The organism is Pirellulales bacterium (genome assembly GCA_019636335.1).
Classification (GTDB): Bacteria; Planctomycetota; Planctomycetia; order Pirellulales; family JAEUIK01; genus JAHBXR01.
Window position 1 is genome coordinate 14,764 of record JAHBXR010000010.1, and the last position, 23,540, is coordinate 38,303.

General features: G+C 63.5%; 14 protein-coding genes and 1 tRNA gene. 7 read left to right on the forward strand and 8 right to left on the reverse strand.

Annotated features, from left to right (window positions below; translation table 11 throughout):
* Positions 1–176: 176 nt before the first annotated feature.
* The 3 genes from KF708_11575 to KF708_11585 are packed head-to-tail and all read left to right on the forward strand — an operon-like array spanning position 177 to position 6,180.
* Positions 177–3,290, forward strand: a complete 3,114-nt coding sequence (locus tag KF708_11575) for a DUF2309 domain-containing protein (protein MBX3413321.1) — start codon at positions 177–179, stop codon at positions 3,288–3,290.
* Positions 3,287–4,678 (forward strand): oxidoreductase, encoded by a 1,392-nt coding sequence (locus KF708_11580; protein MBX3413322.1) that lies wholly within the window; start codon positions 3,287–3,289, stop codon positions 4,676–4,678. The genes KF708_11575 and KF708_11580 overlap by 4 nt, the downstream gene beginning before the upstream one ends.
* Positions 4,675–6,180 (forward strand): oxidoreductase, encoded by a 1,506-nt coding sequence (locus tag KF708_11585; protein MBX3413323.1) that lies wholly within the window; start codon positions 4,675–4,677, stop codon positions 6,178–6,180. The genes KF708_11580 and KF708_11585 overlap by 4 nt, the downstream gene beginning before the upstream one ends.
* Before the next feature lie 11 nt (positions 6,181–6,191).
* Here the strand turns inward: KF708_11585 and KF708_11590 are convergent, their stop codons facing one another.
* The 3 genes from KF708_11590 to KF708_11600 all read right to left on the reverse strand — a co-directional run bounded on the left by KF708_11590 (position 6,192) and on the right by KF708_11600 (position 10,067).
* Positions 6,192–7,265 carry an SGNH/GDSL hydrolase family protein gene (locus KF708_11590; GenBank protein ID MBX3413324.1) on the reverse strand — a complete coding sequence of 358 codons (1,074 nt, stop codon included), beginning with the start codon at positions 7,263–7,265 and terminating at the stop codon, positions 6,192–6,194.
* 81 nt (positions 7,266–7,346) lie between these two features.
* Entirely contained in the window at positions 7,347–8,924 is a 1,578-nt protein-coding gene (locus KF708_11595) for a glucose-6-phosphate isomerase (GenBank protein MBX3413325.1), read from the reverse strand.
* 132 nt (positions 8,925–9,056) lie between these two features.
* Positions 9,057–10,067, reverse strand: a complete 1,011-nt coding sequence (locus KF708_11600) for a hypothetical protein (protein MBX3413326.1) — start codon at positions 10,065–10,067, stop codon at positions 9,057–9,059.
* 356 nt (positions 10,068–10,423) lie between these two features.
* On the opposite strand from KF708_11600, the gene KF708_11605 reads away from it, so the two are divergent.
* Positions 10,424–12,076 carry a tetratricopeptide repeat protein gene (locus KF708_11605; GenBank protein ID MBX3413327.1) on the forward strand — a complete coding sequence of 551 codons (1,653 nt, stop codon included), beginning with the start codon at positions 10,424–10,426 and terminating at the stop codon, positions 12,074–12,076.
* A gap of 72 nt (positions 12,077–12,148) precedes the next feature.
* On the opposite strand, the gene KF708_11610 is transcribed toward KF708_11605, so the two are convergent.
* The 3 genes from KF708_11610 to KF708_11620 form a co-directional block, all read right to left on the reverse strand.
* The gene (locus KF708_11610; GenBank protein MBX3413328.1) at positions 12,149–12,904 is read right to left on the reverse strand and encodes an SDR family oxidoreductase; all 756 of its coding nucleotides are present in this window, start codon (positions 12,902–12,904) and stop codon (positions 12,149–12,151) included.
* Between the two features lie 53 nt (positions 12,905–12,957).
* Positions 12,958–13,650, reverse strand: coding sequence for a hypothetical protein (locus tag KF708_11615; GenBank protein MBX3413329.1), 693 nt, complete (start codon positions 13,648–13,650; stop codon positions 12,958–12,960).
* 190 nt (positions 13,651–13,840) lie between these two features.
* A tRNA-Ala gene (locus tag KF708_11620) sits at positions 13,841–13,913 on the reverse strand.
* Positions 13,914–14,004: 91 nt separating this feature from the next.
* Between KF708_11620 and KF708_11625 the strand changes: the two genes are divergently transcribed.
* Entirely contained in the window at positions 14,005–15,126 is a 1,122-nt protein-coding gene (locus tag KF708_11625) for a flippase-like domain-containing protein (protein ID MBX3413330.1), read from the forward strand.
* A 30-nt stretch (positions 15,127–15,156) separates the two neighbouring features.
* Here the strand turns inward: KF708_11625 and KF708_11630 are convergent, their stop codons facing one another.
* Entirely contained in the window at positions 15,157–15,975 is an 819-nt protein-coding gene (locus tag KF708_11630) for a dienelactone hydrolase family protein (protein MBX3413331.1), read from the reverse strand.
* 500 nt (positions 15,976–16,475) lie between these two features.
* On the opposite strand from KF708_11630, the gene KF708_11635 reads away from it, so the two are divergent.
* A complete protein-coding gene (locus KF708_11635; protein ID MBX3413332.1) occupies positions 16,476–20,915 on the forward strand; it encodes a trypsin-like serine protease in 4,440 nt (1,479 codons plus the stop codon).
* 26 nt (positions 20,916–20,941) lie between these two features.
* On the opposite strand, the gene typA is transcribed toward KF708_11635, so the two are convergent.
* Complete coding sequence (gene typA, locus KF708_11640; protein ID MBX3413333.1) at positions 20,942–22,756, reverse strand: translational GTPase TypA; 1,815 nt, start codon at positions 22,754–22,756, stop codon at positions 20,942–20,944.
* Between the two features lie 322 nt (positions 22,757–23,078).
* Between typA and KF708_11645 the strand changes: the two genes are divergently transcribed.
* Complete coding sequence (locus KF708_11645) at positions 23,079–23,528, forward strand: hypothetical protein (protein ID MBX3413334.1); 450 nt, start codon at positions 23,079–23,081, stop codon at positions 23,526–23,528.
* Positions 23,529–23,540: the final 12 nt, after the last annotated feature.

The window sequence follows — 23,540 nt, forward strand, 5'->3', positions numbered from 1 at the left end:
TCGCTCGTCGCGTTGTCTGTCGAACCAACCACTCAACGCGGCGTGGAAATGTCTCGTTCGATTGTCGAAGTTCGTGGTGCCATGCATGCCTTCTGGTTCGACTCCGCCACCTCTGGCAGACTGACGCGATCCGCCCTTCGATCGCGGTCCGAAACTTTCCATCAAAGGTACTGGCCGTGACCCATGTTGCCGCCTCTGAGGAGCGTGCTCGCGCGCACAGCAAGTTCCACGACCGCCTCAACGCGGTTCGCCACGCTCTCGATCACGCGAGCCATCTGCTGCCCTCGCAAGGCCCGATTTCTGTTTTCGTCCATCACAACACCTTGCACGCTTTTGAAGATCGCCACTTTGATGAAGCGGTCGCGCACGGTACCGTCACTTACGGTGGCGAGGCCTACTTGCCCGAGAGCCGCTACCGCGCGGAGCTGGCTCGGGGCCGCATCCTGCCACAAGATCTTGCCGCCGTGCTGCTGGAAGACCTCGACGACGATGGCGATCGTCTCATCGGCATGCTTGGCACACGCTTTCAACTCCGACTGGCGATGCTGCAGCATCCGCTGCAACAAGGCACAGAATCGGAAATGCGCTGGTATATGGCTGCGTCGAAAGCGCTGTGGCACTTCATGGCCGATGTCCGCCCCGAACAACGCTTGCGTGCCGTAGGCAAGACGCGTCACTGGGCCATGCGCGACCTGCGCAACGGTTACACGAGGCAAGACCCACGTTTGCAGGAACTCGTCGGCGGATTGTTTCAGCAATTCCGTGCCGACGACATCCAGCTATGGAATGAAACGCGTTGGGAGGCCTTCACCCTGCACTTGCTGTGGCGCATCTGTCGTCAGGGAGTCGAGAGCGTGCCGCGCAACACGCGTCACGAGAAGCGATTCGTCCGCCAACGCGATCTGCTGTGGCAAGTCGCCGGCCAAGACATCGACAGCCTGGTCAATAAAATCCTCAGACGTTTCTGCGCCGCGTTTCTCGATCAGGGCCTTGCCACCTGGCTGCTGCCCCATCGCGACGAAGGATTCTTCCAAGCGTTCACCGCGCTCTACCAGGACAGTCGACCGGTCCGCGAATGGATGCGAGACCTGCCTGCCGAGTTGCAGCGACTCGCGCGCGCCGGCACGACCCCGATGGAGTCGATCGCCGAATCGCTCGATTTGCTTGGCGTCGACCTGGCGGATATGGACGAGTACATCCAGGCCACGTTGCTCGCGCTGCCCGGCTGGGCCGGCATGCTCTGGCAGATGGAGACGAACGCCGAATGGACGGTCCATCCCGCGCCGGCCGGCACACTCGTGGGCTACCTGGCCGTGCGTCTGATACTCGAGCGACTGGCCTTGGCCTACGCCGCGCAGAACGCCCTCGGGTACCGCGGTCCCTTGCGATCGCTCGAGACGATCCTGCGAGCCAAGGTGCAACCCCTGCCGCAGTTGGGCATCGATCGCCGCGCGTTCATGCTGTTTCAATTGGCGCAGGTGCGTGGCTGGAGTGCCGAGGAACTATGGCGCTTGTCGCGCAATGAGTGGACGCAACTGGTGCGCGAAGTCGACGACTTCTCGAGCATCGAACGACGCCGTATCTACCATCTGGCGTACGAGCGTCGCTATCGCAATCGCGCGCTCGACGCACTGATTGCCCATTCCACGCGCTTGACGCCCCCCCTCGAACAGCCGCGTTTTCAAATCGTCACCTGCATCGACGACCGTGAAGAATCTTTCCGCCGTCATCTGGAAGAGGTCGAACCGGCCTGCGAAACCTATTCGGCGGCCGGTTTCTATGGCGTCGCCATGTACTACCGCGGTCTGGCCGACGCGCACGATTTGCCCCTCTGCCCGGTCATCATCAAGCCCAAGCACTTCGTCCGCGAAGAAGTTGCCTATTCGTTCGAGCAGTCGAATCGTCGCCGCGCCGAAACGCGTCGCGTGCTGGGGCACGCCTCGCATCGCTTTCACCTGGGCAGCCGCGGTTTTCTCGGCGGTGTGCTCACGGCGATCATCGGCTCCTTTGCTTCGTTCCCGCTTGTGGCCCGCGTCTTGTTGCCGCGCCTCACGGCCCAGATTTCCCGGACCTTTGGTCGTTTCGTACAACCGCCCCCCATCACGCGGCTGGTCATCGAACGCTCGGCCGAGCCACCCAGCCCCGAACCGGGCCACTGCGGCTACAGTGTCGCCGAGATGGCGGAAATCGTCGAACGCATCCTGCGCGACATCGGGCTGACGTCGCGCCTGGCTCGGCTGATCATCATCACGGGGCACGGCTCATCGAGTCTCAACAACCCGCACGAATCGGCCTACAACTGCGGCGCCTGCAGCGGCGGTCGCGGCGGACCGAATGCACGCGCCTTCGCCGAAATGGCTAACGATCCACGCGTGCGGGCCTTGATGGCGCGGAACGGATTGTTGGTTCCGCCCGAAGTGTATTTCATCGGCGCGTTTCACAACACGTGCGACGACAACCTCCAGTACCACGATCTCGATCGACTGCCGAACTCCCACCGCGACGACTTCGATCACGCCCGGCAGGTTATCGACGAGGCGCGTCGCCGCAACGCCCACGAACGCTGCCGCCGCTTCGAGTCGGCAGATCTGACGCTGACACCCGAGGCCGCCTTGCGCCACGTCGAGGCCCGCTCCGAAGATCTGTCGCAAGCCCGCCCGGAATACAATCACGCCAGCAACGCCCTGTGCTTCGTCGGGCGGCGCGATTGGAGTCGCGGGCTCTTTGTCGACCGGCGCGTGTTTCTCACCTCCTACGATCCCGCTCAGGACGATGAGCAAACCACGATTCTGCTCCGCATCTTGCACGCGGCGATTCCGGTCTGTGCCGGAATCAGTCTTGAATACTACTTCTCCTGCGTCGACACGCGGGCGTATGGCTGCGGATCGAAGCTTCCCCATAACATCACGTCCCTCTTGGGCGTGATGGAAGGGGCCGCGAGCGACCTGCGAACGGGCCTGTCACAGCAGATGATCGAGATTCACGAACCCGTGCGGATCTTGTTCGTCATCGAAACGAGTCCCGAAGCCATGCTCTCGATCATGTCGCGGCATCCGACCATCGATCGCCTGGTGCGCGGAGAATGGGTTCAGCTCGCCTTGATCCACCCCGAATCTGGCTCGGTTCTCATCTATCACCACGGCCAGTTCGAGCCCTATTCCGTCGAATCGACCGAACTGCCCCAGGTGCAGCACTCGATCGACTGGTACCGCGGTTGGCGCGACCACTTGGGTTTCGCGTCGATCGAACCCACGCCCTTGGCCACTCGTCCGACAGAGGCCCAGTCATGAACCACGAAACGCTCTACACCGCGATTGGCTACGTGGTCGTGCTGTGCCCCGCGGCCTTATTCGCCCTGTTGGGCGGAACGGCGATGGCCGGACGCCCGCTGACGGAACGCATCACCTCGCGCTCGACCGAGTTGGCCGTCGTCACGGGGCTTCTCGCCTCGACCTTGATGCTCGTGCTGATGCTCTGGTGGGACACGCGTTACGTGCCGGTCGATCTCGGCAATCTCGTCGTCATTCCCGAGCAGCATTTTCACTTCCACCTCAAATTCGTCTTCGACCGGCTGTCAGTTCCCTTCCTGATTCTCTCGTACGCACTGGTGGGAACCGTCGGCGCCTTTGCAAACCGTTACTTGCATCGCGAGCAGGGATACCATCGCTTCTTTTTGTTTTATGCGATGTTCCTGCTGGGCATGGTGGTCGCTTCGCTGGCCGGTACGATCGAAACCTTGTTCCTCGGCTGGGAGCTCGTCGGCCTTTCATCTGCCTTGCTGGTGGCCTACTTCCACGAGCGTCCCTCGCCGGTGCTCAACGGTCAGCGCATCTGGTCGGTCTACCGCGTGGCGGACGCCGCCTTCCTGATCGCCGCCGTCGCCATGCACCACGTCACCGGCGAAGGCGACTTCAGCGCCTTGATGGGCATGGGCGCCTGGCCCGAAGGCCAGGCCGCACTGAATTCCAACCAGGCCCTCGTCATCGGCCTGCTGCTGCTCATCGCGGCGGCGGGCAAGTCGGGCTTGATTCCCTTCTCCGGCTGGTTGCCGCGTGCCATGGAAGGCCCGACTCCCTCGAGCGCCGTGTTCTACGGCGCCCTCTCCGTACACTTGGGGGCGCTGTTGTTGCTGCGGGCCGCGCCGCTGCTCGATCAATCGTACCTGTTGAGCGCCGCGGTCGTCGTGCTGGGGCTGGCCTCGGCGTTGTTCGGCACGTTGATCGGCCGCGTGCAGTCCGATGTCAAGAGCGCACTGGCCTTCGCGTCGCTGACGCAAGTGGGCATTATCACGGCCGAGATCGGCTTCGGCTTCCGCTATATCGCCCTGATTCACATCATCGGGCATGCCTGCCTGCGAACGTTGCAATTGCTACGGGCCCCGAACCTGCTGCGAGATTACCGTAGCATTGAAAATGCCATCGGCGCTCACCTGCCGCAGAGCCAGCTTTCGTGGACGGGACGTTTGTCCCCCGCACTGCGGCTGCGGCTCTATCGGCTATCGTTCGAACGAGGCTACTTCGATGCCTTGCTCGACGCTTATATCGTGCGCCCCTTCGTGCATGTCTTTCGTTGGTGCGACGCCGCGGAACGTCGCTGGACCGATCTACTCTCCGGAGCACAGTCGCGCGAGTCGGATCTCGTGCCTGCCACCGCGGCCTGGGAAGAGGAATCCAAATGATCGAGTTGCATCTTCCCTGGCTCGAGCTGACGCTCGTCTCGCTCGTGATCGGCTCGGTCTGGGTCAACCGCCTGCGCGAACCGAACAAAGCGATGCGCCTGGCCCTCATCTTCTCGGGCTTCGCGCTGCTGTGTACGGTCGGCGCCTGGCAGGACTTCGGCATCCTCGAGCAATTCGAGGCGCACGACCTGGGGGACTTCGTGGCCGACTTTGCCGGCAACGACATCATCGTCATCGACGAGTTCAGCGCGCCGCTGCTGCCGCTCGCGGCGTTGCTTTACTTTCTGACGATCCTCTCCACGTCCCTGACCAAGCTGGAGCGATTTTCCTTCTCGCGCGCCCTGGCCGGCGAAGCGATCCTGCTGACGACCTTGAGCTGCCAGCATCCCTGGGCCGTCATCGCCCTGCTGGCGGCCGGCACGCTTCTACCCGGCTGGGAATTGATTCAGCGCGGCCGGCCGATTCGCGTCTACGCATTGCACATGGGAGTGTACATCGCACTGCTCGTGGCGGGGCAGTGGCTCGTCGATCGAAACGCTATCGAAGATCCCACTTGGATTGCCGGCGTATCGCTTCTGATGGCCGCCGTGTTGTTGCGGAGCGGTGTCGTGCCGGTCCACATCTGGATCACCGACCTCTTCGAGAACGCCAGCTTCGGCACGGCGATTCTCACCGTCACGCCGATGGTGGGCGCCTACGCGGCCATGCGTCTCGTGCTGCCCATCGCTCCACAGTGGGCCCTGCAAAGCATCGCCATTCTGTCGCTCGTCACGGCGATCTACGCGGCTGGCATGTCGCTCGTGCAGCGCGAAGCGCGCCGCTTTTTCTGCTACATGTTCCTGAGCAATGCCTCGCTCGTGCTGGTCGGCCTCGAAATCGCCACGCCGATCGGCCTGACGGGCGCCCTGTGCGTCTGGCTCTCGGTCGGGCTCTCGCTGCTGGGGTTCGGGCTCACCTTGCGCTGCCTCGAGGCACGCACGGGTCGTCTTTCGCTCCAAGAATTTCACGGGCTGTACGAACATACGCCCATGCTGGCGGTCTTCTTCTTGCTCACGGGGCTGGCCAGCATTGGCTTCCCGGGCACGATCGGCTTCATCGGCGCCGAGTTGCTCGTCGATGGCGCCGTGCAGGCCTATCCCTTGATCGGCGGCGCCGTGGTGATCGTGGCGGCACTCAATGGCCTGGCCGTGCTGCAGGTCTACTTCCGCATCTTCACGGGCACGCGGCACGTCACCTCGATCAATCTGCGCAGCCAGTTGCCGGAAAAGATCGCGGTCCTCTCCCTCTCGCTGCTGATCATCGGGGGGGGACTCTATCCGCAGCCCGGCGTAAAATCGCGTTACCACGCGGCCGAGGAGTTGATCGGCATGCGGGGCGAGGTGCTCGAGGAGTGGCACGACGACACCGAGGAAGAAATCGTCGACGACGAGCACGACGCCCACTCGGCCCTGCCATCCCGGCACGAAGCCATCCCCGTGGCAAGCGTCACGGCCAACGATTAGGTCCCGGCCACTCAAGGTGTCGGCGCCATGCCGCTCGCTGGCAGCCAAAGTTCGCGCAAGAATTGCTCGATCGCCTGGGCAGCCACGGCGTGGGCCGCCTCGTTCGGGTGAGCGTCGTGGGCGTTCACCACCCAATGCTCGCTTGGCTGTTGCAGGAATAGCGGCCTCAGATCGAGCACCGGGGCGAAGGCCAATTCTGTGCGCAGTTGGTCCTGAATGCGCGCGAACGCCGGGTCCTCGAGATCGTGCAGAAACGGAAACAGCACGATGGCGAATCCCATGCCGCGCTGCAGGCAATACTGCTGCAGCCCTTGCAGACGCTCTTTGTGAGTGCGCCATAAATCGCTGTCGTATGCCTTGGCGATCTGCGGATAGTAACTGGCCGCGTCGGGGTCCGTGGCCGCGATACGCCGCGAAAGGAACGTGTTGAGGAAGTAACTGTGCCGGGCCAGGAAGGGGAGCTCGTCGTATCGCTGCTTGATCCGCAGACCAACTTGGTCCCAGCCCGGCATCAAGTCGCTGATATCGTTGGGACAATACGCGACGAGCACGAAGTTCGTGCGATAGCCTTTGATGAGCGCCGTTTGCAGCAGATACCACTCGCGTCCCGTGTTGGCGCCGTTTTCACCGAAGCTATGAATCTCCCAGTCGGTGGGGTGCATCGCGCGCAGACGATTGACAAAGCGATCTTCTACCTGCGGCACTCCCGCAGCGGCGGTGAACGAATCGCCCAGCACGGTGACGCGCCAGCGCCCCGGCTGCGGGCGGTTGGCATAGTCGACGTTGTCGCGGAAGCCGAGGTTGTTGAACTGATAGTGCCGCGCGTGCCAGCGCTTCGACGCCTTCGACATGTCGAGCACGTCGGTTTCGTCGTAGAAAAACCGGTAATACAGCTCGGCGCCGGCCAAGATCAGCGAGAGCAAAAACAAGGTGATGAAAAGCTGTCCCGCCAGCCACGCCCACCGACGGCGCCCTCCCTGGCTGCGCCGGTAGTAGCGCACGGCCGCGCACGACGCCACGAAGAGCACGACCGGCGCCAGCGCGATCAAGGCCAAGACAACAAGGTCGCCCACCGTTTCGGACAAGGATGGCTCCTGCAAACGCGTGTGCCGTCGCGGCACGGTTTGAAGTAATCAGTCCATCCTAATCCGAGAAGAGCTCGACGCTCAGGAGATCGCCGCGAATGCTTGTTCGCCCGGCTTGATACCGGCAGCGAGCTTCGCGCGCCCATCCGCCGCCAAATGCTCGAGCAGGGCGTGGACCGTCTCGACCGCGTCGGCGGCGCCGATCGCGGCGGCCACCTGCTCGGCCGTCTGGGCCTCGGACCCCAGCGCCGCCACCACCTTGTTCTGCAGCGCGAGCACGCTCGCGGCGGCCTTCTTGCCCGCCTCGACCCCCGGCTGGTGATAGGCATTGATGCCGACCAGCGAACCGTAAAACCCCACGGCCCGTTCGAACAGCGCGATCAAAAGCCCAATCGTCCGCGCCTCGACGCGCCGAATCGTGATCGTCATCGACTGCCGCTCATTGCCGAAGAGCGCCTCGCGCGTGCCGAGCAGAAAGCCGTGCAGATAGTCACCGGCCGTGATGCCCGGCTCGACCTCGACGGCGTCGCCGCCACTTTCGAGCACGCGAATGAAGGTCACGAAGAAGTTGTTCACGCCGTCGCGCAACTGCTGCACGAAGGCGTGCTGGTCGGTCGAGCCCTTGTTGCCATAGACGGCGATGCCCTGATCGACGCGTTCGCCCTGCAGATTCAAACGCTTGCCCAGCGATTCCATGACGAGTTGCTGCAGGTATCGGCTGAACAACAACAGCCGATCCTTGTAGGGGAGCACGACCATATCTTTCTTGCCCCGGCCGTCGGTGGCGTGATACCACATCAGGGCCAGCAAGGCCGCGGGATTATGGGGGGTGTCGTGCTGGCGCGTCACCTGGTCGCACGCCGCGGCGCCGGCCAACATGCCCCGGATATCGATCCCTTGCAGCGCCGCGGGCAACAAGCCGACCGCGCTCAGTTCGCTCGTGCGTCCGCCCACCCAATCCCACATTGGGAAGCGGGCCACCCAACGCTCGGCCTCGGCCTGCTGGTCGAGGTGCGAGCCCTCGCCCGTGATGGCCACCGCATGCCGGCCAAAGTCGAGTCCCGCCGCACGGTAGGCCGCCGCCGTGTTGACCATGGCGTTGCGCGTGTCGGGCGTGCCGCCGCTCTTGCTGATCACGATCGCCAGGGTCTCGTCCAGATGCCCCGCCAGCCGGCGCAGCACGCGATCGATGCCGTCGGGATCCGTGTTGTCGATGAACGAGACTTCCATCTTATCGGTGGCCGGATCCCCCAGGGCATCGTGTACGAACATCGGTCCCAGGGCCGATCCGCCGATGCCGATCGACAGCACGCGGGTAAACTTGCCACCACGGGGAGACTTAACGCGCCCGGCATGGACGTCGGCGGCGAATTTCTCGATGCGGTCAAGCGTGCTCGTGATCTCCGCGCCGATCTCCTTGCTGGGAGCCAATTCGGGAGCGCGGAGCCAATAGTGCCCCACCATGCGTTTCTCGTCCGGGTTGGCGATTGCGCCTCCTTCGAGCGCGTCCATCGCGCGATAGGCCGCGATCATCGCCGGAGCCATCCGCTGGAAGAAATCGTCGCCGAACGTCATTCGGCTGATGTCGAGCGAGAGATCCAAGTCGCTCGACTGGCACAAATGCTGCTGGTATCGCTGCCACAATGCGCGCGAATCCATCCCGTGGTCTCCTCAGAGGACGCCTGCTGGTGATTGCGCGTAACCTAATACGCCTGGCACGGATCGTCAAACGGAGCCGTGGGCGAGCGAGGATGGCGTGCGGGGAACACCAGCCCACGCGGCGGCAGGCTGCTACCACTTGAGCTGCATGACCCAGTCCTGAAACTCTCGATCGAGTTCCTCCCAGGTCCGTGGAGCCAGCACGGCCAACACCGCTTGATCGCCTTGGGCATCGGACCGGCGATCGGCGCGGAATCGCCGGAAGAACTCATCGAGCTTGTCCTGCCGCTGCAGGTAAAGGCAAAAGTAACGCGCATAAGCATAGTTCAGGCCGACGTTGTCCGAGCGGAAATCATCGTCGGCAATCAGCGACTGCAGCGACCGCAAGCGTCCTTGCTGAATGGCTTGCTGCAGGATCGGCAGGCGCCAGTTCTCCAGCCCATCGATGCCCGACTCATCGTCGCGAATGCGACACTGCTCGTGCAGCGAGGCCAGTCCTTCATTGAACCAGTCGGGCACCTTGGGGAAGTCGAAGTCCATCAAGGCATGGGTCAATTCGTGGACGAGCGTCCCCCCCCCGGTCGCGATGTTCATCACCAGCACGCGCTGGCTCGGCTTGTAGTAGCCGAACACCGAGATGCCCGCCTCGCCATAGAGATCCTGGGCATAGTGGTTGTAGCTTGCCTCGTCGCGGAAGAGGAGCACAGTGACCGGGCAATCGGGCGCCACGCGGAAGTAGCTCTTCGCCATCGCCCGCGAGGCTGGACCGATCGTCCGATGATGCCATTCCTCGAGTTCCTCGCGGCTCAGGTCTCCACCGATGACGAAGGGGGCGTGAACCACCACGGCGCAGCCTTCGCCCAGTCGGCCGGTCAACTCGTCCGCCACGCCCTCGCATTGGGTCACCAGCTTGTCAGAAGGCGGATTGGCCGCCACCGCGCCGGCCGTGCGCTCGGCGAACGTCTGCTCGGCGCTGGCCGCGTCGAGCGTGAAGGGTTCCGCGGCATTCACCGGCAACACGTCGGCCGCCATGGGGAGCGGAGAGAGCGGTAGCTCGGGGCGCGCCCAGCGCGAGAGCGCGAGCGACGCACAGACGATGGGGACGGGCCCCAGCACGAGGATCGAAAGACGATGTCGATTCAAGACAACAAGCCCAGCAACGCGGCCAATCAGCGAGGATTGCCCAGGTGTTTCTTGCGCGCCCGAGGGGGATTGCGTCGTGACGCTCGGCGCGGACCGCGTGCTTCCATGCGCTGCTTCGATTCTACGCCGCGCGTGCGGAACTGGGGAGTCTCCGCCCGCCACGAAAACCGCGCGCACCGTGTGGCTTTGCTGGTCGCGCCGGATGTGCGGCGCGCCGGTCGAAAACAAGCCGCGCAACCCCACCAGATCGGACTCGCATAGCGTCGCCGAGGGCAAATGGGCATAATGTGTGCGGGTTAGCCAAGGTTTGCGGCCCTCCCTCCCCATTACGCCCGCCAAGAACGGAGTTCGACACGATGCGTCGGCATTCAATTCTCACGATTCTGCTGGCTCTGTTCCTTGCGCTGGGGGCCGTCGATCACGCCCTGGCGGCCAACGAAGGGCAGGCAGCGCTCGACCAGGCGCTCGAGCTCAAGCTCTCGGCAACCAATGTGGGCGAGCTGTCACAAGTCATCGAGCTTTGCAAGAAGTCGCTCCAGGACGGACTCGATGCGGACAACGAAAAGTTCGCCAAGGGCTTGCTCGCCTCAACCTTGATTCAGCGCGCGACGCTCCTCACGGGCGTGCTGTTCTCTGGCGGCACGATTCCGGCCCAGCTCGCCGTCGAGATCCCACGCATGCGGGCCCTGGCCCAGCAAGATCTCGAAGACGCGCTGACCTTCGACGATCGACAACCGCACGCCCACTATCTGCTCTCGCGTCTGTATGCCCTGTCAAACGGCAACCGCGACAAGGCGCGCACCGCCGCCGAAGAGGCTATCCGCCTCTCCGGCGATGACACGCTGCTCGCCGCCCGAGCCCACGTCGTAAGGGCCCTGCTGCGAGAAAAGCCCGAGGAAATTGCCGCCGAGCTCGACACGGCGCTCGAGCTGGCTCCCGAGGATCCGGAAGTCCTCCGTGCCCGCGGAGCGCACGCCCTCGAGCATCGCGACCTCGCCAAGGCCATCGAGGTGATGAAGCTGGCCGTCGAAGTGGAAAGAGAACGAGCCGACAATCACGAACTGCTCGGCATGGCCTTCGCCCTGAATCAACAATTCGACGAGGCGCTGGCCGAACTGGACCGCGCGCTCGAACTCGCCCCCGACGATCCGTCGGCCCACCTGCTGCGCGCCCGCGTCCGGCTGGCCAAGGCCAAGCCGGAAGAAGCGGTCGAAGACATCGACCAGGTGTTCACGACGCGTCCCGCCACGGCCGATGCCTTGTTGCTCCGAGCGCTGGCCTATCAGCAGCTCGGCAAAATCGAACGTGCCTTGACCGATATCGATGAGGCACTCGGCATGCAGCCCGAGTTCGTGCCGGCGCTCCGCATCCGCGCCGTGCTGCTGGCCAGCAACGGCCAGGTGGACGATGCGCTGGCCGATCTCGAGAAGGTGCGTGCCCAGCAGCCGGAAGATATCGAGACGCTACTGCAATTGGGCGCCCTTTATCGTCAGAAGAAGGACGCCTCGAAGGCGATCGAGCTGTACGATGAGGCCCTCAAGTACGAACCGGAAAGCTGGTTTGTGCTGCACAGCCGCGGCGACGCCTATCTCTCGATCAGCAAGCAGGCCGAGGCCCTGGCCGACTACGACGCCGCCGTGAAGTTGCACCAGGAGAGCCCGAATCTGTTGAACAATCTCGCCTGGCTGCTCGCCACTTCACCCGACGACAAGTTGCGAGACGGCAAACGAGCCATCGAACTGGCCACCAAGGCGGGCGAGCTTACCGATTTCAAAGAGGCCTACATCCTGAGCACCATCGCCGCCAGCTATGCCGAGGCGGGCGATATGGAAAAGGCCCTGGAATGGTCGACCAAGGCCGTCGACCTGAGTCCCGCCGAATTGAAGGAAAACATCAAGCAAGAACTCGCTAGTTACCAGCAGGGCAAACCCTGGCGCGAGCTCCAGTCGGACGGCGACACCGGTGCCGGCGCAGACGACGCATCCGAAAAATCCGCGGACGAAAAGTAACTCGGCGTGAGCTTGTGCCTGCAAGTCGCCAGGGCGTTCTGCCCTGGGCATCTGCGTCTTGATGCTGCGCCTTTAGGGAATGGTTACCCGGCCCCCCGAGGCCACCACGGTTTGCCCCGTCATGAAGCTCGATTCTTCGCTCAGCAAGAAGCGAATCACGTTGGCCAACTCGTGCGGCTCGCCGATGCGTTGCATGGGCGTTTCCTCGATCACGCGGCGCATCGTCTCTGCGGAAAGAACGTGTGCCATCTCGGTCTCGACGAGACCGGGCGCCACGCAATTGATACGGACGTTGTGCGGGGCAAACGCCTCGGCGCAACATCGCGTCATGGCTATCACGCCGGCCTTGGCCGACGCATAGTGAATTTGCATCTTGCGCGGCCGCAAAGCGGCGATCGACGAGACGGTGACGATGCGGCCGAAGCCACGGCGGATCATCTCATCCTTGACCGCGAACACCGCCAGATACGCTCCGTTCAGATTCACGTCGATCGTTTCGCGCCAGGTCTCGTAATCGAGCTCGGTGTGGTCGCGCACGTTGCTGATGGCGCCGCAATGCGCTAGTAGATCGATCGGGCCAAGCTGCTCGCGCGTCGTCGCGACCAGCGCCTCGACTTCGTCGGGCTTCGCCACGTTGCAGGGATGGCAAAAAGCGCGTCGCCCCAGGGCCTGCAATTCGACGACCGTGCGATCGGCGTCCGCACGGCGTGTCGCATAGCTGATCGCCACATCGGCCCCTTCCGAGGCCAGACGCAGGGCCGTCGCGCGGCCGATCCCGCGCGAACCACCGGTCACCAGGGCAACTTTGCCCGCAAAATGCTCGCTCATGCTTGGGCGCTCCGGCTCGCCATCGAGTCGCCAGAGCGATGCTCCTTCAAAGTTTAATGAGACTCGCCGCTGGCCGCCTTTTCGCGTTGGGCGATGTCCAGTGCCTTCTGGTCCAGTTGCAGGGTGTACGTCTGCCAGGCGGTTTGCTCCTCGCTCGGCTGTTCGTTCGAACGCCACATGGTGAAATGGCAGGTCGGCGCCCCAGCGGGAATCGTCGTGTCGAACCGCACGTCGAAGCCGTGTTCCGCGCCGAACTCGCGCATCGCCTCGATCATCCCTTCGACGAAGTAGCGCTGCACGCGACAATCGAACGCCTGGTAGTGGTCTTGATGCGGACACCAGAGAATATCGAAGCTGACCTGCCGGTCGCTGTCGATCTTCGGATCCTCGAGCGAAGCGTAGCAGATGCGATTGATCACCGTGGCATAAAAGCTGAGAAACTCGGCCTCGGTCATTTCGGCGGGCTTCTCGGTGCCTGCCAGCAACTGCCGGCCCACATCGAGCCCGACGCGGCGCAAGGCGTCGTAAACCGCCTGCTGCCCGTCACGACCGAAGGCCCGCTCGCACGACTTGAGAATCTCGATGACCGCCATGGCCTGCATGGTGCCCCACTGCCAGAGCGTGGCCGGGTCGAAATCGGTCTTCGCCAGCACCTCCTCTTTCAGCCGCTGAAGCCCCTTGGCATAAGGCTGATTGAACTGGAACTGTTGCCAGGCCGGCTCCGGTCGGTGTTGCCAGTGGGCCATCGCGTAGGCTCCCCAAAAGAGTCTGCCGAGCAGCCCGCAGAGGGGCGGAGCCCGGGCGGAATTCCCCGTGAAAGGCTCGCGCCGAACTGGCCGAGCGAGAACAGCATAAGATCGCCAGAGCCCCGCCGCCACGTGGCCTTTACGACCCGGCGCGAGTGTCCTATGCTTTGCCTGCCCTTGGACTTGCAAGTGGAGGATAGGGGACTTGAACCCCTGACCTTCTGGCTGCCAGCCAGACGCTCTCCCAACTGAGCTAATCCCCCGTTGGCGGTCGCGACGCAAACCCCTTATATCATTGGGGGTTTCGCCCGCGAGCACAGCAGGTTATCACTGCGACCTTGGACTGTCAAGGCGATGGCCGCGGGGGATTCCGGGCAAGCGGGCATTCGACTCCCCTACACCTCCGGCATCGCCGTTACCAACTCGCGTCCTGGCACGGGCCATCCGTTGAAGAAGATACTCTCCCACCTGTTCAAGATCGCCATTTCCGTTGGCATTATCGGGTATCTCGTCTGGCAGGCGAAGAGCGACCCCACGATCCAGGAATTCCAGTTGCCCTCGACGGGCGAGGCCTGGACATGGCTCCTGGCCGCCTTCTTGTTTTACCTGGGGGCGGTCACCATCACGATGTTCCGCTGGCACATCCTGGTGCGCGCCCTCGAGCTACCGTTTCGTCTGCGCGATGCCTTTCGACTCGGCTTTCTCTGCTACCTGCTGAACTTCATCTCGCTCGGCAGCGTCGGCGGCGATCTGTTCAAAGCGATCTTTATTGCCCGCGAGCAACCGGGACACCGCCCCGAGGCTGTGGCCACCGTGGTCATCGACCGTATCATCGGGCTCTATGGCCTGTTCGTGTTGGCCAGCATCAGCGTACTGGCCATGCCCGAGTTGCTCACGAGCGATTCGGCCCATACGCGCAACATCAGCCGCCTCACGTTGGTCGGCACCGTCATCGGGCTCTTGGGCATCGTCGTGCTGCTGGTCCCCGGCTTTACCACGGGGGCACTTTCCGAATGGCTCGGCGGCCTGCCGCGCGTGGGCCCGATCATCAAGAAGCTCATCGCCGCCGTGCGGATGTACCGCATGCGATGGAGCGTGCTCGTGTGGACGCTCATCATGAGTCTGTTCGTCCACGCGGGGGCCGCCATCGGCACCTACTGCATCGCGCGGGGGCTGTTCGCCGCTTCCCCCCCGCTTTCCGTGCAGTTTGTCGTCGTGCCGCTGGCCAACCTGGCGGGCATCCTGCCGCTCCCTTTCATGGGGCTCGGGGCCTACGAGGCAGCGCTCAGCTACCTCTTCGACCATGTCCCCTCCGAGGTGGTGCTGTCGAACAGCCAGTGCCTGCTGATCGCCTTCGCCTACCGCATCATCACGATCATGATCTCGATCATCGGCGCCGTGATCTACATCACCAGCCGCCGCGAACTGAGCGACATGATGCATTCCGTCGGGGATGACGAGGGCCTGCTCAACTGACGCGAAACGCGATCGGCTGGGCACTCGGCGCTAACGCGGCTTGATGCCCGCCAGCAGTTCTTTCCAGCGCTTCCAGGCCTCGTTGCGCCCCTCGGTGTTGGCGGGCGTGGCTTCGGGATTCGCCGGATCGCCGGCACGCATGAACCCGTGACCGGCGCCGTCGTAGATCACCGGATCGTAGGTCTTGCCGGCGGCTGCCATCAACTCGCGCGAACGGGGGATCGTGGCATTTACGCGGGCATCGTTACCGCCGTAGAACCCGTAGACCGGGCACTGGATGCGGGCAATCTCGGCCGAGCTATCGGGGCCGGAGCCATAGAACACGAAGGCCGCCTGAATGTCTTTGTTGTTCGTCGCCAGACGGAATACCTGTCCGCCTCCCCAGCAAAAGCCGCAGGCCGAAAGGGCGCCATTCGCCGCTGGCAACGAACGCACGTAACGCCCCACCACGGTCAGATCGGACGTCACCTGCTCGGGGTTGAGCGACGAGATCGCCTGGCGAGTCGCATCCGAACTCTTGAACGAGGTTGTCCCCCCACCGTCCGGACCAGCGCCCGAAAGCAGATCGGGCGCGATTGCAATGTAACCAGCCGCCGCCAGTTGGTCCGCTACCAGTCGCACCCAATCGGTGAGCCCGAAAATCTCGTGAATCACGAGCACGGCCGGCGCTTTCTCCTTCACCTCGGGATACGCGACAAAGCAGTTCACGTCACGCGTCCCGCTACGCACCTTGACATATTCCAAGTGACGCGGCGACTTGTCGAGCTCCGCGGATGCCCATTCCTGAGCGTGAGCCGTTGGGATGGCAACGAGCGACAGCACGAAAGTCAGGACAAAGGCACGGAGCATCGAGAAACCTCGCGGCAGGTGGGGTTGGAGAAGCAGGCCGAACACGTACGGCCTTATTCTTGCCGACGCGCCAGGCCCCTCGCAACCTTTGAGCCGTCCCGTTTAAAGAACGCCTAAATGGAACACGGGTCCGACCATTTATTCACGCCGACCGAATACTCGACACAACCGGCACGTTCTACTAGCATGGCCGCCAGGAAATAATGCGCGCCTCATACGCGCAAATCAGATCCACTGAGCTTGTTACGCCGACTAAAGGGGGCTGGAACGGTAGGGGCAGCTATTCGTCTCAACAGGCAGTGGCTGTGCTTGCAGTTCCGGCAGTGGAACGCTCTCACGATCGCGCACAGCCCACGAGTTCGCGGTATGCCCCAGGTCACGAGGACCTCGCCGTTGGCCCTTATCCCTGCGAGGTCCGTGTGCTACGTCCGCTCCGATCGCGAAACCGTCTCAGGCAAGAACGTCACGTCGAAAAGCTGGAGTGGCGGACGCTACTGACCGTGGCCCCGCCCAGCGCGGTCTCTACAGGTCTCGTCGAGACCTCCTGGCAAGCCCCTCCTGTGTTCTTCGCAGGGGGCGAACAGGAGGATCATTGGAAAGTCGTCTCATCCGACAATCCCCACAACCACATCGTGCCGCCAGGCACAGGTTTGGACGGCGTCGTCGAGCTGTCGGTTCTGACCAATCAGAACGAATCGTATTACGCGACCGCCGCGCTCTTGCCTTCCGGGCGCCACCTGCTGACGGCAGCTCACGTGGTGACCGATCCATTCGGCGACTTCAACGTCGAGGGGCTGATTGCTTACTTCGACCTGCCCGACCAGACCGTGCCGATCTACGTTACGAACGTCTATATCCATCCAGAATTCACCGGCGATTTCGCGCATGGAGCGGACATTGCCATCCTCGAACTGGCCACCCCCGCGCCGGCCGCAGCCGAACGCTACGACATCTATCGCGGCTCGGACGAAGTTGGCAAAGTCGTCTTCTTTGCCGGCTATGGCGACATTGGAACGGGCGCGGTCGGCGAACAAAGCTCGAGCGACGGAAACAAGCACTCGGGCTACAATCGTTACGAAGCGCTGGCCGATATCTTCGAAGGCACGCGATATCCCGCCGGCACGGTGCGTCCCGCTTCGATGCTGGTCTACGATTTCGACAGCGGCCAACCGCAAAATGATGCCCTCGGCGTGCAGTACGGCATCTACGACCTGGGGCTTGGCCACGGCGTCGAGGCCTCGACGGCGATCGGCGACTCGGGCGGACCGAATTTCATCAACGGTAAGATCGCCGGCATCACGTCGTATGGTTCGAGCACGATTACGCTCCCCGACGCCTCGCCGGGGTCGAACGCCAGTTTCGGTGACTACTCGATCGACACCCGAGTCTCGGCCTTTGCCAGTTGGATCGACAGCATCGTCAACATGCCCCCCGTCCTGGCCGCGATTTCCGCGAAGACAGTGACGCAAGGCGGCGTGGTTTCGTTCCTCGCCCAAGGAAGCGATCCCAACCCGGGCACTTCACTGACCTACACGCTCGCGCCGGGGGCACCCGCTGGCGCCTCGATTAATCAGAATACCGGCCTTTTCACCTGGCAGACCAACGATAGCACGCCACCGGGGCAGTATACGTTCACCGTCATCGTGTCCGACAACGGGGCGCCGACGCTCTCGGATGCCGAGTCGTTCACCGTCACCGTGAACCCCGCAGGACCGGGCACCATCTCGGTCGACTATGCGGCCGATCCCGCCCACAGCGGCAAGTACATCATTACGTTCGCCGAAGCCACGCCCGGCACGAATGCGCTCGAGCTGCGCCTGAATGCCTCGGGAATCGTCGAGTACAGTCATAACGGCGGGCCATTCCTCACCGATCTTGCGCCCGCCATCTTCGGCAATCAGACGTTTTCGCTTGGCATCATCTCGCGCATCAATGTCGCGCTGGGCATCGGCAACGACACGCTCACCGTCAGTAATCACGGACCGGGGGGCCTGGTCGTGCCGACGCTCGAAGGCATCTACTTCGATGGTGGCAGTGGCGTCGCCGATCTGGTGCAGATTCGTGGCACCACGGGCAACGACTCATTCATTGTCGGCTTGAATGTCGTCAGCATCGCTGGTCGCGACGTCGTGGCCGGCAACGTCGAGTTTTATGAACTCAATCCCTTCGGCGGAAACGACACGCTCTCCGTCGACACGGTCAGCGAAGAAGCCGACCTTGTCGAAGCGGTCGGCTCGCGCGTCGACGTCCGCCGCGGCCCCAATCCGCAGACGGCCAGCAAGCTCACGATCAATCACGTCGAATTCGAATATCTTGGCATCCTGGCGGGCGGGGGCAACGACACCGTCTCAGTGCGCCAGGCGCGCAGCGGCAACCTGCGCCCAGTTCTGTGGGTCAGTTCGGAAGAAGGGATCGATCTCGTCGAGATCGAGCTCGAACCAACGACCGCTGGCGTCACCCACTTTGTCGATACCGGTCCGGGGGGCCAAGACCGGCTGAGCATCTTCACGCGTAACGGCCACGCCGACCGCGTTCAGGTCAATGGCACTCACGTGGCCGTCCAGCTCGGCCCCAATCCCGATCTCGCGCCGACGATCAATTTCCAATACACGAACGTCGAGATCCTGAGCGTGCTCACGGCCGGCGGCGCCGATACGATCACCGTCAAACAGCCGGAAGCGAGCGGGCCCTTCCCCAGCATCGTGGCCATCGAATCGCAGGACGAAGACGATCTCATCGAACTGGAATGGGGACTCCCCACCATCGGACATGCCTACGGAGTGAACGCCGGCGGCGGGCAAGATCGACTGCGGATGTTCACCCGCAACGACGCCGACGACTCGATTCAGGCCTCGGGGGTGTCGGTCTCGCTGAAGCTGGGACCCAACCCGGGTAGCGCTGCCAACAAGGTCACCAACTACACCAGCGTCGAATTCCTCGACCTGCTCACCGCGGGGGGCAACGACACGATCACGCTGCAAATGCCCCCCGTGGGGACGTTTCCGACCAGCGTCTCGGTCGAGTCGGACGCCGGTGACGACAGCATCACCATCATGCTCGGCAGTCCCAGCGTGGCCACTGCGTTCCAAATCAACGCGGGCCTCGGCGCGAACGATGCGCTCGTCGTGCATACGTTGAGCGGTTATGACGACATCATGACGGCGAACTCCGCCGCCGTGCTGGTCAAGCTCGGTCCCCATCCCCTCAACGCGGCGACGAAGACGATCAACTATCTCAATATCGATTCGCTCAGCCTCTACAGCGGCGGCGGCAACGACACGCTCACGTCGATCGAACCGGCCGTGGGCGCTTTTCCCCACACCGTGCGTCTTGAAGGGCAGGATGAAAACGACGTGATCGAGGTCGAGCTGGGACGCGCCACCTTGGCCACCACCTATCACGTCATCGGAGGCGCGGGCAGCGACAATCGCCTGAATCTGTACACGCGCAGCAATGCCGCCGATCTGCTGTCGGGCACGAGCCAGTCGCTCGCCGTGCAACTCGGACCAGAGCCCCAGGCCAATCCCATCAAGAATCTGGCCTACAGCGCCATCAAATCGCTGTCGATCTGGAGCGCCGGCGGAGATGACTCGATCGGCTTCGACCTGGCGGCGAACGGTTCGGCCCTGAGCAGCGTCACGATCGAGGGGCAGACGGGCAACGACCATATCGGCATCATTCTGGGCGCTGACGCTATTACTCCCCATTTGAAGCCCGGTGACGACCCAGCCGATCGCTTGACCCTCGACATCGCCAGCGATGCCGACGATCTGGTCGACGTAACCGGTGGCGCCATCGAGGTCCGACTTGGCCCGACTCCCGAGATCAAGACACCCACGATCTTCGCGTATCCCGGCTTCGAGGAGGTCGAAGTCCGCACGGGCGGCGGCAATGACCGGGTGCGCATCCTGCAGCCAACCGATGCCGCGGCCATCTTCATTCGCACCGAAGAAGGGGACGACACGATCGAGATTCCGCTCGACGCGACTGGCTTGCCCGATCTCGTCGAAGTCGACGGCGGGGCTGGCGCCGGCGACAAGCTCGTGGTGATCGATGCCCCCGCGCGAAATGCCGTGATCGTCGTGGCGTCCACGGCAGCCAGTGGCGTGATTGGCGCAACCGCACTCGAAGCGATCGAGATGTTCGGCGGCGAGGGAAACGATTGGCTCGAGAATCAAACCGACATCCCCTCCACGCTGCATGGCGGACGAGGCAACGACACGCTGATCGGCGGCTCGGCGGCCGATCAGCTGCGCGGCGACCCCGATCACAATGTCGGCGACGGCGCCGAAGGCCGCGACGTCATTCACGGCAACGGCGGTGACGACCTCATCTATGCCGATGGCCTCGACGGGTCCGAAGGGGGCGCCGATTACATCACCGGCGGCGAGGGGGCCGATACGATCTTCGGCGATGCCGGCGACGGCCTCGAAGGGGGTCAGGACACGATCCTCGGCGGCGAGGGAGACGATCTGCTCTTCGGCTTCAAGAACAACGATCTCATCGATGGTGGCGACGGCAATGACATTATCGCCGGACATCGCGGTGCCGACCATTTGATCGGCGGCGCCGGGCGCGACGTGCTCATCGGCGGCATCAACGACGACGTCCTGGAGGGCGGCGCCGACGAAGACCTGCTGATCGCGTCCGCCATGTTCCTCGATCTCGATCTTGGCGCCTTACTCGCAATACGAGACGAGTGGACCTCGGCCAACGACTACGCCACGCGCATCGCCCATCTCACCGGAGCGGCCGCTGGAGGCCTCAATGGCGAGTACATTCTTACCACCACGCCCGTAGAAACCGCCACGATCTTGAACGATGGCGCCATCGATACGCTCATCGGCGGCAGCGAGCTCGACTGGTACTGGCTCGACTTCGGCACGGAAGTCGTCGACGACCTCGAGGACGATGAAATCGCGAGCAACACCGCGGCCTGATCGTGCTCCGCGGAGCAGACGGGGAGTTACGCCTTGCGCCGAGAGGCGCGGCGACGATCGACTTCGCTGAGGACCATCTTCCGCAGGCGGATGCTGTTCGGCGTGACCTCGACCAGTTCATCCTCTTCGATGTACTCGAGCGCGGCTTCGAGCGTCATCATGCGCGGCGGCTTGAGCAGGATGTTGCGATCGCTCCCCGAGGCCCGCATGTTCGTGAGCTTCTTTTCCTTCGTGGGATTGACCGACATGTCATCCGCACGCGCGTTCTCACCCACGATCATCCCTTCGTAGACCTCGTCGCCCGGGGCTACGAACATCTCCGCCCGCTCTTGCAGGCCATCGAGCCCGAAGGCCACCGCCTTGCCCCCGACCATCGACACGAGCACGCCGTTCTGCCGGGCAGGAATCTCCCCCACCATCGGGCGATACGACTCGAAGCGGTGATGAATCAGCGCCGTGCCCAGCGTGGCATTCAACAACCGGGTGCGAATGCCGATCAAACCGCGGGCCGGAATCGAGAAGATCAGGTGGGCGTACTCTCCGCGGTTGAGCATCTCGGAGAGCTGTCCGCGCCGCGCGCCGACAATTTCCATCACCGGCCCCAATCGCTCGTGCGGCACTTCGATGACGAGCGTCTCGAACGGCTCCTCGGTCACCCCGTTGCGATGGCGCGAGATGACGCGCGGCTTGCCGACCGAAAGCTCGAAACCTTCGCGGCGCATCGTCTCGATCAGCACCGAGAGGTGCAATAGCCCACGTCCGCTGACGGCGTAGCTATCGGCGCCCGAGACCGACTCGACCCGCAGGGCCACGTTGCGTTCGAGCTCCTTGAAGAGCCGTTCGCGCAGGTGCCGGCTCGTCAGGAACTTGCCGTCGCGCCCCGCCAGCGGCGAGCTGTTCACGGAAAAGACCATCTCGAGCGTCGGCGGATCGATCTCGATGCGGGGCAGCGGGACGCGTTTCTCGAAATCGCTCACCGTGTCGCCGATTTCGATCTCTTCCAATCCCACCAGGGCCACCACGTCGCCGGCCGAGGCCTCCTCGACCTCGCGGCGTCCCAGCTTGTCGAAGACGTGGACACTGACGATGCGCGATTGCCGCTCTGCGCCTTCCGCCTTCAGCAAAGCCACGGGCATGCCCTTTCGCACCCGACCAGCCGTAATCCGTCCGATCGCGATGCGACCGACGTACTCCGACCAGTCGAGCGTCGTCACCAGCATCTGCAGCGGGGCGTCCGGCTCGACATCCGGTCCCGGAATCGATTGCACGACCATGTCCAACAGTGGTTGCATCGACTCGCTCCGTTCGCTGGGCGAGCTCGTGGCATAGCCCTCGCGCGAGCTGGCGAATATGTACGGAAAGTCTCCCAGTGCCTCCTCGGCGCCCAACTCGACGAAGAGTTCGAACGTCTCGTCGAGCACCTCTTCGGCCCGGGCGTCCGAGCGATCGATCTTGTTGACGACGACGATCGGCTTCAGCCCCACCTCGAGCGCCTTGGAGAGCACGAACCGCGTTTGCGGCATGGGCCCCTCGGCGGCATCGACGAGCACGAGCGCCCCGTCGGCCATGCGCAGCACGCGCTCGACCTCTCCCCCGAAGTCCGCGTGCCCGGGCGTGTCGATCAGGTTGATGTGAATATCGCCATACATCAGCGCGATGTTCTTGGCGAGGATCGTGATGCCGCGCTCGCGCTCCAGATCGTTCGAGTCGAGAATGCGCTCGCCGACCAACTGGCTCGCGCGGAACTCGCCGCTCTGACGCAACAGGCAATCGACCAGCGTGGTCTTGCCGTGATCGACGTGGGCAATGATGGCAATATTACGAATGTCGTCGCGACGCATAAGAAAACGTAACCGTCCGTGGTCGGGCTCGAGGGTAGGGCAGGGTAAGATGCTGTCCCAGAGGCAGGGCCCACGCGGCACCTCCAGGTGCCGGCGAAAGCGATCTGGTACCCTTACGGGGATGCGGCGGGCAGGGACAGATGCTCCATCGTATCCGGGCGTGCCAGATCTGGGTAGGGCAGGGCCCCGCGCCATTGGCTCCCACTGGGCAAAATCTCGCCCCTCCCGACCGAGACATGAAGATTTGGCGAGAATCTCGCGCAGCGTTATCGTGACGGCGTGTCGCGAACCGTGCCCCTGGCGACGTGCGAGCCCAAGCGCGATGCCCACTTCCGGCGAACCCTCGGCCCGACGCCCCTCGCCCGATGAAGCATTGGCCAAGGTACGCAGCCTCCTTTCACAAGATCAGCCTGGTCTGGCCTATCTGCTGTATCAGCGGTTGCAGCGCGAACTGCCCGAGTGGCAATTGCCGGCCCCGGAACTGGTCCAGATCGTATGCGGTCTAGCCGCGCGGCATGAAGTCGAGCAAGCGATTCCTGTCATGCTCGAATACCTGCGGCGATTTCCCACAGGCGCCCCGCGCATGCGGCTGATGCTGGCCCAGCTCTTGGTGCGCGACGCTGATCGGCCGGGCCAGGCCCTGGCCGTGATGGCCAAGATCACCCCCGGCACCATGCCCGATGAGCTGCTCGAGACCAGAAAGAAGCTCGAACTCGAAGCCCACCTCAAGCTGGCCTCCAACCCCATCGAACCAGCCATCGAAGACTGGTAAATCGTTACCCCC